The sequence below is a fragment of the Pseudomonas sp. DW-iso3 genome (assembly GCF_058725305.1).
Genome location: NZ_JBZXDZ010000004.1, coordinates 302,341 through 313,681 on the forward strand (window position 1 = coordinate 302,341; position 11,341 = coordinate 313,681).

At 62.4% G+C, this 11,341-nt stretch carries 10 protein-coding genes and 2 pseudogenes; 7 read left to right on the top strand and 5 right to left on the bottom strand.

Going from position 1 to position 11,341, the window contains the following annotated elements:
* Window positions 1-140: 140 nt before the first annotated feature.
* Entirely contained in the window at window positions 141-1,496 is a 1,356-nt protein-coding gene (locus tag AC4PS7_RS13565) for a class-II fumarase/aspartase family protein (protein WP_010211073.1), read from the bottom strand.
* Between the two features lie 113 nt (window positions 1,497-1,609).
* Between AC4PS7_RS13565 and AC4PS7_RS13570 the strand changes: the two genes are divergently transcribed.
* The gene (locus AC4PS7_RS13570) at window positions 1,610-2,341 is read left to right on the top strand and encodes a GntR family transcriptional regulator (RefSeq protein ID WP_029529164.1); all 732 of its coding nucleotides are present in this window, start codon (window positions 1,610-1,612) and stop codon (window positions 2,339-2,341) included.
* On the opposite strand, the gene AC4PS7_RS13575 is transcribed toward AC4PS7_RS13570, so the two are convergent.
* Entirely contained in the window at window positions 2,338-3,402 is a 1,065-nt protein-coding gene (locus AC4PS7_RS13575) for a methyl-accepting chemotaxis protein (protein WP_373422408.1), read from the bottom strand. The two genes, AC4PS7_RS13570 and AC4PS7_RS13575, sit on opposite strands and share 4 nt — an antisense overlap.
* 63 nt (window positions 3,403-3,465) lie before the next feature.
* Window positions 3,466-3,978 (bottom strand): annotated as a pseudogene (locus tag AC4PS7_RS13580) (MCP four helix bundle domain-containing protein); the annotation flags it as partial.
* 234 nt (window positions 3,979-4,212) lie between these two features.
* Between AC4PS7_RS13580 and fmdA the strand changes: the two are divergent.
* From fmdA to AC4PS7_RS13605, 5 genes are read left to right on the top strand one after another with little or no spacing between them, the layout of a single operon-like run.
* Entirely contained in the window at window positions 4,213-5,442 is a 1,230-nt protein-coding gene (gene fmdA / locus AC4PS7_RS13585; protein WP_010211069.1) for a formamidase, read from the top strand.
* 2 nt (window positions 5,443-5,444) lie between these two features.
* Window positions 5,445-5,792 carry an FmdB family zinc ribbon protein gene (locus AC4PS7_RS13590; RefSeq protein ID WP_010211068.1) on the top strand — a complete coding sequence of 116 codons (348 nt, stop codon included), beginning with the start codon at window positions 5,445-5,447 and terminating at the stop codon, window positions 5,790-5,792.
* 15 nt (window positions 5,793-5,807) lie between these two features.
* The gene (locus AC4PS7_RS13595) at window positions 5,808-6,851 is read left to right on the top strand and encodes an aliphatic amidase (protein WP_010211067.1); all 1,044 of its coding nucleotides are present in this window, start codon (window positions 5,808-5,810) and stop codon (window positions 6,849-6,851) included.
* 3 nt (window positions 6,852-6,854) lie between these two features.
* Entirely contained in the window at window positions 6,855-7,820 is a 966-nt protein-coding gene (locus tag AC4PS7_RS13600) for an AAA family ATPase (protein WP_492179484.1), read from the top strand.
* Window positions 7,821-7,876: 56 nt separating this feature from the next.
* On the top strand, window positions 7,877-9,232 hold the full coding sequence (locus AC4PS7_RS13605) for an MATE family efflux transporter (RefSeq protein WP_042571146.1): 1,356 nt from the start codon (window positions 7,877-7,879) through the stop codon (window positions 9,230-9,232).
* On the opposite strand, the gene AC4PS7_RS13610 is transcribed toward AC4PS7_RS13605, so the two are convergent.
* The gene (locus AC4PS7_RS13610) at window positions 9,216-9,803 is read right to left on the bottom strand and encodes a TetR/AcrR family transcriptional regulator (protein ID WP_042571147.1); all 588 of its coding nucleotides are present in this window, start codon (window positions 9,801-9,803) and stop codon (window positions 9,216-9,218) included. The two genes, AC4PS7_RS13605 and AC4PS7_RS13610, sit on opposite strands and share 17 nt — an antisense overlap.
* Before the next feature lie 140 nt (window positions 9,804-9,943).
* Here AC4PS7_RS13610 and AC4PS7_RS13615 point away from each other — a divergent pair, with 140 nt between their 5' ends.
* Window positions 9,944-11,116 carry an MFS transporter gene (locus AC4PS7_RS13615; RefSeq protein ID WP_021493281.1) on the top strand — a complete coding sequence of 391 codons (1,173 nt, stop codon included), beginning with the start codon at window positions 9,944-9,946 and terminating at the stop codon, window positions 11,114-11,116.
* On the opposite strand, the pseudogene AC4PS7_RS13620 reads toward AC4PS7_RS13615, so the two are convergent.
* Window positions 11,117-11,319, bottom strand: a pseudogene (locus AC4PS7_RS13620) (toxin-antitoxin system HicB family antitoxin); the annotation flags it as partial. It abuts the gene before it with no gap.
* Window positions 11,320-11,341 lie beyond the last annotated feature (22 nt).

The window sequence follows — 11,341 nt, forward strand, 5'->3', positions numbered from 1 at the left end:
AGGCTTGTGAAACGAAAGAGAACCCCTGTGGGAGCGGGCTTGCTCGCGAAAGCGCTCTGTCAGTTGATGCATTGGTTGACTGAGGCATTGCATTCGCGAGCAAGCCCGCTCCCACAGTTGGATCTTCATCCGCGTTGGCGTCAGCGTTTCACGGCACCCTGGCGCGCCAGCGCGATATCCACCATCTGCGGCGCCAGCCCCAGGTAGTTGGCGGGATCGGTCAGGCGTTGCAGCTCGGCCAGGTCCAGTTGCGCGGTGGCTTCACCCTGGGCGAGCAGGGCGTCGAGCAAGCTGGTGCCCTGGTCGTTAGCCATGCGGCACGCGGCATACACCACGTCATGGGCCACTTGGCGGCCAAGGGCCGGGGCGAGGCCCATCATCACGGCTTCGGCGACGATCAGGCCCTGGGTCATGTCGAGGTTCTTGCGCATGCGCTCGGGGCGCACCTCCAGGCCGGCGAGCATAAAGGTCGCCTGGCCGAGGGACGCGGCGCTGAGCGCAAAGGCTTCGGGAATGGCGATCCACTCCGCCTGCCACGGGCCGGTGGAGCGTTCGAAGTCCTGGATCATCGCGTCGAGCATCAGCCCGGCGTGTTGGCGCACGCCCTTGGCGGCGGCGTACATCAGCTCGCAGGAAATCGGATTGCGCTTTTGCGGCATGGTGCTGCTGGCGCCACGGCCCTTGACGAACGGCTCGTACACTTCGCCCAGTTCGCTGGTCATCATCATCATGATGTCGAGTGCAATCTTGCCCAGGGAACCGGTGACCAGCCCGAGGAAGTTCAGGGTCTCGGCCAGGCCATCGCGGGCCACGTGCCAGGTGGCCTGCGGTACGCCCAGGCCGAGTTCGCTCATCAACGCTTCCTGGACTTCCAGGCCTTTGTCGCCGAGGGAGGCGAGGGTACCTGCAGCCCCGGCGAACTGGCCGATTTCGACGCGTGGGCGCAGTTCCACCAAGCGCTCGGCGTGGCGATCGAACATGCTCAGCCACACCGCGCACTTGTAGCCGAAGGTGATCGGCAGCGCGTGCTGCAAGTGTGTGCGGCCGGCCATGGGCGTGTCGCGATAACGCTCGGCCAGGCCGGCTAGCAGCCCGCGCACGGTCTGGATATCGCGCTCGACGATGGCCAGTGCGGCGCGTACTTGCAGGACCACGGCGGTGTCCATGATGTCCTGCGTGGTGGCGCCCCAATGCACGTAGCGGCCCGCTTCACCACAGATCTTCGACAGTTGCTCAACCAGCGGCAGGATCGGGTAACCGACGATTTCTGTCTCGTGCTGCATCAGCGCCAGGTCCAGGGCTTCGTACTGCGACAGCGTGGCGATCTGCTCGGCCGCGTCGGTCGGGATAACGCCGCAACGCGCTTCGGCACGGGCCAGGGCCACTTCCACTTCGATATAGCGTTCGATCAGGGCTTTATCGGAGAACACGCCGCGCATTTCGGCGGTGCCGAACATGTCGCGGAACAGGGCGGAATCAAAAACGGTACTCGACATGGGAAAATCCTAATTGTTATTTTTAAACCATACATATTTTATATGTCCGTACATTATGATTGCGCTTGTGCTGATACACTGTCAACTCGATAACGAGGGTAAAAATGGAAAGCGTGAGCCAGAGGCGTTATGCGGCGGTTGCCAAGGATTTGATCGACCAGATTGGCAGCGGCCATTACCCGGTGGGTTCGTTGTTGCCGACTGAGTTCGAACTCTGCTCGCTGTATGCGGTGAGCCGCCACACCGTGCGCGCGGCCATTGACCAGTTGCAGGGGCAGGGCATGGTCTCGCGGCGCAAGCGCGTGGGCACGCGCGTCGAAGCGTCGTCGCCCCAGGGGGGGTATTCCCAGGCGATGGCGTCGGTGGCCGACCTTGTGCAAGTGGCCGAAACCCATATCCGCGATATCCAGGCGGTGCGCGAGTTTGTTGTCGACATCGCCCTGGCCCGGCGCCTGGGGTTGGAGCCGGGCGGGCATTACTTCTGTGTGTCGAGCATCAAGGTCGATGCCGGCGCTGGCAATGCGCCGTTGTGCTGGACCGATGTATATGCCGAACAGACCTTTGCCGAGGTGATTCCTGAAGCACGCAAGCACCCGGATGAACTGATCGCGGCACTGATCGGCAAGGCCTTCTCGCGGCACATCGATGTGGTGGACCAGCAAGTGCGCCCGGTACAGTTATCGTCTGAATTGGCCGCCAGCCTCAAGGCGCAGAGCGGTGCGCTGGGGCTGACCATCATTCGCCAGTACCGCGATGAGGCCGGCGTGCTGATCGCCGTATCGGAATCGGTCTACCCTGCCGACCGTTTCACCCTGACCATGCAGATGAAACGCGACAAACGCTAGGCCACGTTGAAAAACGCCACCTTGGTGCTCAAGCGATCCGCCAGCTCCGCCAGTTCGTGATTGGAATTTTCCACCTGCTCGGAGCCCGCCGCCGATTGCACGGTGGAGCTGTGGATGCGCGTGACGTTCTGTGCAACCTCTTCAGCCGCCGCGCTTTGCTGCACGGAAACACTGGCGATCTGCGCGTTCATCGCATTGATCGCGCCGACTTCCTGGCTGATCTTGCCGAGCGCCAACTGAGAGTCGCGGGTCTGCGTCACGGTGGTCTGGGCCAGGCTGCGGCTGCGTTGCATGATGTCGGCGGCGTCCTGGGTGCCGCTTTGCAGCTTGCCGATCATGTCGCGGATTTCCTGGGTGGACTCCTGGGTGCGCGTCGCCAGGGAGCGCACTTCATCGGCCACCACCGCAAATCCTCGGCCATGTTCACCGGCACGTGCGGCCTCAATCGCCGCGTTCAGCGCCAACAGGTTGGTCTGGGCGGCGATGGCGTTGATCACTTCGATCACGGTTTCGATGTTTTCACTGTCGCTGGACACCTGGTTGACCCGAAGGGTGGCCTGGTCGAGGATCGTCGCCAATTCTTCGATGGACACGGTCACTTCGCCCACCAGGCGGTGGCCGCTGTCCACTTCGGCGTCGGCCAGGATAGTCGCCTTGGATGCGGCGGAAGCGTAGCCCGAGACCTCGCTGACCGAGGCGGCCATTTGCGTGATTGCGGCGGCCACGTGCTGGGCTTCGCTGGTCTGCAGGTTGATCTGCTGGCGGTTATCGCTGGCCACTGACAGCAGGGTGACCGAGGAATGGCGCAGGGCCTGGGCTGCCGAGCGCACTTCGCTGATGGTGTCGCTCAGGCGTGCCAGGGCGTTTTTCAGGATGCCCATCACGCTGTCGGGGTAGCGGGTCTCGATGCGCTGGTCCAGCTCGCCATCGGCCAGGCGGCGGATCGCCTCGGCGACTTCCTCCGGCTCTGCGCCAAGGGTGGCCTTGACCTTGCGGATAATCAGCAGTGACACCAGCACGCTCAAGATGATCGCGACGGCGCTGGCCAGCACCATCAGCATGGCAAAGGTGCTGGCAGCCGATTGCACGGTATCCAGGCGTTGCTTGATGTGCGCTTCTTCGAAGTCGATCAGCGCATTCACGCGTTTGAGCCACTCGGTGTAGTGGACCGAAGCCTGGGCCAGCAGCAAGTCCTGGGCGCCGGCAATGTCATTGCTGCGACGCAGGTTGATCACCCGTTCGGTGGACGCCAGGGCCTGGGTCTCGATGGCCTTGATATCACCCAGCAGACGGGTTTCCTCGGCGCTGGCGGTGGTGTTGGCGAACAGGCGGTCCAGCATCACGGCAGAGTCCTGGTAATCGCGCTTGAGCTGGTCGATCTCGGCCAGATGGCGGTTGAGCGCCGCTTCATCCTTGACCAGTACCGCATCGCGAATGGCAATGGCGCGGTTGTGCACGCTGCCACGGAAGTTGATCGCGTAGCGCTGGACGACGGCGGCTTTTTCACCGACATCCTTGAGCGTACTGTCGATAAAACCCACGCGTTGAATACCGACGGCAGTGATCAGCACCAGCAACGACAAGGTGGACGCGAAGCCCAGCCCGATACGCATTGCCAACGACATAGGGTTTTTCATAAAAGGCTCGATATTCAAGGGGGCAGGAGTGATGGCTAAAAGCTATCTTCGCGGTGGAATCTAACGACCTGCCTGCCTGGCGTCCAATCAGTAAATACTTAAGCTGTCATCGAGCGAATTGATGGAATAAAACCGCGACACCGTCGTTAATACGTCATCCAACGTATTTCCCGTTTTTCCTGGCCGCCTGAGACTGGATCCCACGCACCCCGTCATCCGTCCAGGAGCCAGTCCATGACCGAAACGCTGATCAAAGTCGACCTCAACCAGCCTGTCACCGAGAACGAGCAGATCCATAACCGCTGGCACCCGGACATCCCCATGGCCTGTTGGGTCAAGCCGGGCGATGACTTCATCCTGGAAACCTACGATTGGACCGCCGGCGCGATCAAGAACAATGACGACGCCAGCGATGTGCGCGATGTCGACCTGTCGACCGTGCACTATCTGTCGGGCCCGGTGGGTGTACACGGCGCCGAACCGGGGGATTTGTTGGTGGTGGACTTGCTGGATATCGGTGCCAAGGCCGATTCCCAGTGGGGCTTCAATGGTTTTTTCTCGCGGCAGAACGGCGGTGGTTTCCTTACTGATCACTTCCCCAGCGCGCAGAAAGCCATCTGGGACTTCAAAGGCATGTTCACACGTTCGCGGCATATCCCCGGGGTGAACTTTGCCGGGCTGATCCACCCAGGCTTGATCGGTTGCCTGCCCGACCCGGTGATGCTCGCCGACTGGAACCGTCGCGAGCAGGAGCTGATTGACACAAACCCGACGCGCGTTCCGCCACTGGCCAACGCACCGCTGGCCGCCACTGCCCACATGGGCAAACTCACCGGCCAGGCCCGTGACGATGCGGCAGCGACCGGCGCACGCACAGTGCCGCCGCGCGAGCATGGCGGTAACTGCGATATCAAGGATTTATCCCGGGGCTCGAAGATCTTCTTCCCGGTCTACGTCAACGGCGCCGGGCTGTCGGTGGGCGATCTGCACTTCAGCCAGGGCGACGGCGAAATCACCTTTTGCGGCGCGATCGAGATGGCTGGTTGGGTGCACATGAAGGTCGAGCTGATCAAGGGCGGCATGGCCAAGTACGGGATCAAGAACCCGGTGTTCAAGCCGAGCCCGATCACGCCGAACTACAAGAATTACTTGATCTTCGAAGGCATTTCGGTGGACGAACAGGGCCAGCAGCACTACCTGGACGTCAATGTCGCCTACCGCCAGGCGTGCCTGAATGCGATCAACTACCTGACCAAGTTCGGCTACTCGCCGGCCCAGGGTTACGCGCTGCTCGGCTCGGCACCGGTGCAAGGGCATATCAGCGGCGTGGTGGACATCCCGAATGCCTGCGCCACATTGTGGCTGCCGACGGAAATCTTCGAGTTCGACATCAACCCCAACGCCAGTGGCCCAACTCAATTTCTCGACGGCAGCATCGACCTGCCCATCGCTCCGGACCTCTAGCCATGCCGACCTACGAATACGCCTGCGACACCTGCGGCACCTTCACGATGTTGCGCCCGATTGCACAGCGCAACGAACCCAGCCAATGCCCGTATTGCGCAGGGCCCGGCGGGCAGTTGCGGGTGTCGGCTCCGGCGCTGCAAACCCTGTCGGCCAACCAGCGCAGGGCCATCGCCGGCAACGAGCGCAGCGCCAACGCGCCGCAAACGGTCGGCGAATACCAGGACAGCCGCAAACACCCGGCCGGTTGCAGTTGCTGCGGCACCCGCAAGAAGGTCGAGCCCAGCAAGGCCAACCCCTTGGGGCTCAAGACCCGCACCGGCCCACGGCCGTGGATGATCAGTCACTAGAACAGGAGCGTTGTAATGCGCCATGGCGACATTTCCAGCAGCCCGGACACCGTCGGTGTAGCGGTGGTGAACTACAAGATGCCGCGCCTGCACAGCAAGGCCGAGGTCATCGACAACGCAAGCAAGATTGCCGAGATCATTGTCGGCATGAAACAGGGCCTGCCCGGCATGGATTTGGTGGTGTTCCCGGAATACAGCACCATGGGGATCATGTACGACCATGACGAGATGATGGCGACCGCCGCGAGCATTCCCGGCGAGGAGACCGCGATCTTCTCGGCAGCCTGCCGCCAGGCGAATACCTGGGGCGTGTTCTCCCTGACCGGCGAGCGCCACGAAGAACATCCGCACAAGGCGCCCTATAACACCTTGGTATTGATCAATAACCTGGGCGAGATCGTGCAGCGCTATCGCAAGTGCATTCCCTGGTGCCCGATCGAGGGTTGGTATCCGGGGGATCGAACCTACGTGTGCGACGGGCCCAAGGGCATGAAGATCAGCCTGATCATCTGCGACGACGGCAACTACCCGGAGATCTGGCGAGACTGCGCCATGAAGGGCGCCGAGCTGATCGTGCGGTGCCAGGGCTATATGTACCCGGCCAAGGAGCAGCAGGTGCAGATGTCCAAGAGCATGGCCTGGGCCAATAACTGCTATGTGGCGGTGGCGAATGCGGCGGGGTTCGACGGGGTGTACTCGTACTTCGGGCACTCGGCGATCATCGGCTTTGATGGGCGCACCCTGGGCGAGTGCGGCGAGGAGGAGATGGGTATTCAGTATGCGCAGTTGTCGGTGTCGCAGATCCGCGATGCGCGGGCCAATGACCAGTCGCAGAACCATCTGTTCAAGCTGCTGCATCGGGGCTACACCGGCATGCATGCCTCGGGCGATGGCGACAAGGGCGTGGCGGATTGCCCGTTCGAGTTCTATCGCACCTGGGTCTTGGATGCGCAGAAAGCCCAGGAAAACGTGGAGAAAATCACCCGCAGCACGGTAGGCGTCGCGGAGTGCCCGGTGGCGAATTTGCCCCATGGTGGTCAAGAAAAGACGGCGGGGTAGGGCATGCGCTTTACCTTTGAACCGGCCCAGGTGATGGCCCTGCTGCGCAGCCGGATCATCGGCCAGGAGGCGGCGCTGGCCCAGGTGGAAGGCTTGCTCAAGGTGGTCAAGGCCGATATCAGTGAGCGTGACCGCCCCCTCAGCGTCAACCTGTTCATGGGGCCGACCGGTGTCGGCAAGACCGAAATCGTGCGCCTGCTGGCCCAGGCGCTGCACGGTCGCGCCGACGGTTTCTGCCGCATCGACATGCACACCCTGGCCCAGGAACATTACGCGGCCGCGCTGACCGGCGCGCCGCCGGGGTATGTGGGCAGCAAGGAGGGCATCAGCCTGTTCAACAGCGAGTTGATCCAGGGCACCTACAGCCGGCCGGGGATCGTGCTGTTCGATGAACTGGAAAAGGCCAGCCAGGAGGTGGTACGCAGCCTGTTGGGCATACTGGAAAACGGTCAGCTGACCTTGGCCGGCGGCACGCGCACGTTAGACTTTCGCAACAGCCTGATCTTCATGACCAGCAACATCGGCGCGCAACAGGCGCGTCGGCATCGCCTGCGTTTTACCCAGGGCTGGCGACGTCTGCTGCGCGTGTGTGCACGGGGTGAGGCACAGGTGTTGGTAGAGGCGCTGCATGGGCATTTCGAACCGGAGTTTCTCAATCGGATCGACCGTATCCTGATGTTCGAGCCCATCGACGCGCAGTGGCTGGAGGCGCTGCTGGCGGTGGAACTCGACAAACTCAACCAGCGCCTGGCGGTGCAGCAGCGCTCGTTGGTGCTGGATGCGCAGGCGCGGGCTTGGCTGTGCCGCCAGCACGACATGCGATTTGGCGCGAGGGCGCTGGCCAGGCGCTTGCGGGTCGAACTGGAGCCCGCGATTGCCGAATGCCTATTGCAAGGTAATGCCCGACACCTGAGTGCGACAGTGCGCAACGCCTGTTTGGTGGTCGAACCCGAAAGCACAGGAAGATAGGATCCACTTACGGTATAACCCTCGGACGCTTTAGTTCTTCGAGGCCCCGTTTTTTCATGCAAAGCCCTTTGCAACGCCCGCTGTGGCAGATCTACCTGATCTTTCTGGCACCGATGGTCCTGTCCAACTTCCTGCAAAGTTTTTCCGGCACCCTCAACGGTATCTATGTCGGGCAAATGCTCGGTACCCAGGCGCTGGCGGCGGTGTCGGGGATGTTTCCCATCGTGTTTTTCTTCATTGCCCTGGTGATTGGCCTGGGGGCGGGCGCCTCGGTGTTGATCGGCCAGGCCTGGGGTGCCCAGGAAACGGCAATGGTCAAGGCAATCACCGGCGCGACCCTGACCCTGGGCGCGCTGGTGGGGGTGGTTGCCGCAGTGTTGGGCAGCCTATTTGCGCGCCCGGCGCTGCAGGCGCTGGGCACACCGGTTGATGTGCTCGACGATGCGGTCGGCTATGCGCAGAAGATGATGCTGATCATGCCGCTGCTGCTGGTGTTCATCCTCTACACCCAGCTGCTGCGCGGTGTCAGCGACACGATCTCGCCGTTGCTGGCGCTGATGGTCTCGACCCTGGTCGGCCTGCTGCTGACGCCGGCGCTGATTCGCGGCTGGGTCGGCCTGCCACCCATGGGTATCCAGAGCGCGGTGTATGCCGGGCTGGTGGGCAACGCGTTAGCCATGCTGTTTTTGATCTTGCGCCTTCGGCATAAAAACCATGTGATGGCACCGGACCGCGAACTGCTCGCCGCCTTGCGCCTGGACCGTGTGATTCTTGGCAAAGTCCTGCGTATCGGCTTGCCCACCGGCCTGCAGATGGTGGTGCTGTCGCTGTCGGAATTGGTCATCCTCGCCTTGGTCAACGGCCATGGCTCCCAAGCCACGGCGGCCTATGGCGCGGTGACGCAGATCGTCAACTACGTGCAGTTCCCCGCGCTGTCGATTGCCATCACCGCGTCGATTCTCGGCGCCCAGGCGATTGGTGCCGGGCGTTTGGAGCGCATCGGCCCGATCCTGCGCACCGGCCTGTTGATCAACACCTGCCTTACCGGTGGCCTGATTGTGCTGGGTTACGTCTTGTCGCACTGGTTGCTCGGCCTGTTCATCACCGACGACACGGCGCGGGTCAATGCCGAGCACCTGCTGCACATCATGCTGTGGAGCATCCTGGTGTTTGGCTTCCAGGCTGTGATCGGCGGGATCATGCGCGCCAGCGGTGTGGTGCTGATGCCGGTGGTGATCTCGATTTTCTGTGTGCTCTGCGTTGAACTGCCGATGGCTTACCTGTTGAACGCCCACTTCGGCCTGGAAGGGGTGTGGATGGCGTTTCCGGTGACCTACCTGGCCATGCTGGCATTGCAGACTGCGTATTACCGCCTGGTGTGGCGACACAAGCAGATCAAGCGGTTGGTGTAAGGCTGAGGCCACGCAACAACAGCTCCAGGCCCTGCAAACCTTGCTCCAGCCGCTCGCCCGGATGCTCATCCCGGGCGATCCACAGGGCGGTGTTGACCAGGCTGCCGTTGATCAATTGCGCCAGCGCGGCGCTCGGGGCGGGGCGGATGACACCGGTTTGCATCAGGGCTTCCAGCCGTTGGCGCAACGACTCGACACACTGTTGCTGGGAGCCGGTATCGCCCAATACGGCGGGCGCATCCTGCAACACAATGCGCTGGATCTCGTCGTCCTGAGCCATGCGCAAATAGGCGCGGCAACGTTCGCAAAAGCCGGCCCACGGATCCGTTGCTTCATCTGTAATGCGCTGCAAGTGTGTGTCCATCTCACTGTCGAGTTGGGCAACCACGGCGGCCAACAGTCCTTTTTTGTCACCAAAGTGATGGTACAACGCGCCGCGTGTCAGGCCGGCGCGGGCGGTAAAATCGTCCATCGATGTATTCGCGTAGCCTTGGGTGGCAAAGGCCTGTCGCGCGCTGGCGATCAGCCGGGCGCGGGTGTCTTCGATCATTTCGGCACGGGCTCGGCTCATGGTAGGTCTCACAACGGGCAAGTGAACGATTGACATACGTCGCGTATGTTACGCATGATTTGCCACATACGCACCGTATGTATTTTGCCTTGGTCATTGCAGATAGCAAGTCGCAGGCATTCAGGAAGAGGTCCAGCAGGATGGCAAACCCTTACGCCGAGTTATTCCAGGTCCCCGGCGCCCGGGCCTTTGTACTGGCAGGCATGCTGGCGCGCATGCCCGTGTCGATGACAGGGATTGGCTTGATCACCATGCTTTCCCAGGTGCACGGCGGTTACGGCCTGGCGGGTTCGGTGGCAGCGGTATTTGCCCTGGCCACGGCGTTTTGCGCACCCCAGGTATCACGGCTGGTGGATCGCTACAGCCAGGGCCGGGTGCTGCCGGTGGCCGCGCTGATCGGCGGTGGGGCTTTGTTGATGGTGCTGCTGTGCACCCGCTTGCAGGCACCGAACTGGACGTTGTTCCTGTTTGCCGCCTTGGCCGGTTGCATGCCGAACATGTCGGCCATGGTGCGTGCGCGCTGGACCGAGTTGTACCGTGGCCAGCCCAAGTTGCAGACCGCGTTCGCCCTGGAGTCGGTGCTGGATGAGGTGTGCTTCATCATCGGGCCACCCATTTCGGTGGGTTTGAGCGTGGTGCTGTTCCCCGAGGCGGGGCCCTTGGTGGCGGCGCTGTTACTGGCGGTCGGCGTCACCACCTTTGTATTGCAACGTGAGACCGAGCCTCCCATCCATGAACATCAGGACCATCACGGCGGCTGGCTGATTGCATCGCCCTCGGTGCTGATCCTGATGATCCTGCTGCTGGCCATGGGCGTGATCGTCGGCGTGGTGGACGTGGTCAGCGTCGCCTTTGCCCAGCATCAGGGCCAGCCGGCGGCGGCGAGCATTGTGCTGTCGGTGTACGCCATCGGTTCGTGCCTGGCGGGGCTGGCGTTCGGTACCCTCAAGCTCAAGGCACCGTTGCCCAGGCAGTTCCTGTTCTGCGGCGTGGCCACCGCGTTGACCACCTTGCCGTTGCTGCTGGTGAGCAACATTCCGGGGCTGGCGGTGGCGATCTTTATTTCCGGGCTGTTCTTCGCCCCCACGTTGATCGTGTCCATGGCCCTGGTGGAGCAGATCGTGCCCGCCAGCCGCCTGACCGAAGGCATGACCTGGCTGATCACCGGCCTCAGCATTGGCGTGGCCATCGGCGCCGCCAGTTCCGGTTGGATGATCGACCACTTTGGCGCCACCAGCGGGTTCTGGGTCGCGTTGGTGGCCGGGGCGGTGGTGCTGGGGGCCGCGGTGCTGGGGTATCGGCGGTTGGGATAATCAGCTTATCGCTGGGCAAGCGTCTGCACTGTGGTGGTGCAGAAAATCGCTCAAGGCTTGGCGAGTCAGGTCATTGAGGGTCACTTTCTTGCGGGTCGCCGCCAGGGCCGCGGCCAAGTGCAGGTCATGGCCGACCCGGACATTGAAGGAGCCTTGCAAGGCTTCTCCGGTGTGTGGCCCAAGGACTGGCATGTAATGAGGTAGTAGCCCAGTCGACGCAGCAGC

Excerpts from the sequence above, each read along its gene's own strand:
- AC4PS7_RS13565 (WP_010211073.1), bottom strand. The coding sequence starts at position 1,496 with ATGTCGAGTACCGTTTTTGATTCCGCCCTGTTCCGCGACATGTTCGGC.
- AC4PS7_RS13575 (WP_373422408.1), bottom strand. The coding sequence starts at position 3,402 with ATGCTGATGGTGCTGGCCAGCGCCGTCGCGATCATCTTGAGCGTGCTG.
- fmdA (WP_010211069.1), top strand. The coding sequence starts at position 4,213 with ATGACCGAAACGCTGATCAAAGTCGACCTCAACCAGCCTGTCACCGAG.
- AC4PS7_RS13590 (WP_010211068.1), top strand. The coding sequence starts at position 5,445 with ATGCCGACCTACGAATACGCCTGCGACACCTGCGGCACCTTCACGATG.
- AC4PS7_RS13595 (WP_010211067.1), top strand. The coding sequence starts at position 5,808 with ATGCGCCATGGCGACATTTCCAGCAGCCCGGACACCGTCGGTGTAGCG.
- AC4PS7_RS13600 (WP_492179484.1), top strand. The coding sequence starts at position 6,855 with ATGCGCTTTACCTTTGAACCGGCCCAGGTGATGGCCCTGCTGCGCAGC.
- AC4PS7_RS13605 (WP_042571146.1), top strand. The coding sequence starts at position 7,877 with ATGCAAAGCCCTTTGCAACGCCCGCTGTGGCAGATCTACCTGATCTTT.
- AC4PS7_RS13610 (WP_042571147.1), bottom strand. The coding sequence starts at position 9,803 with ATGAGCCGAGCCCGTGCCGAAATGATCGAAGACACCCGCGCCCGGCTG.
- AC4PS7_RS13615 (WP_021493281.1), top strand. The coding sequence starts at position 9,944 with ATGGCAAACCCTTACGCCGAGTTATTCCAGGTCCCCGGCGCCCGGGCC.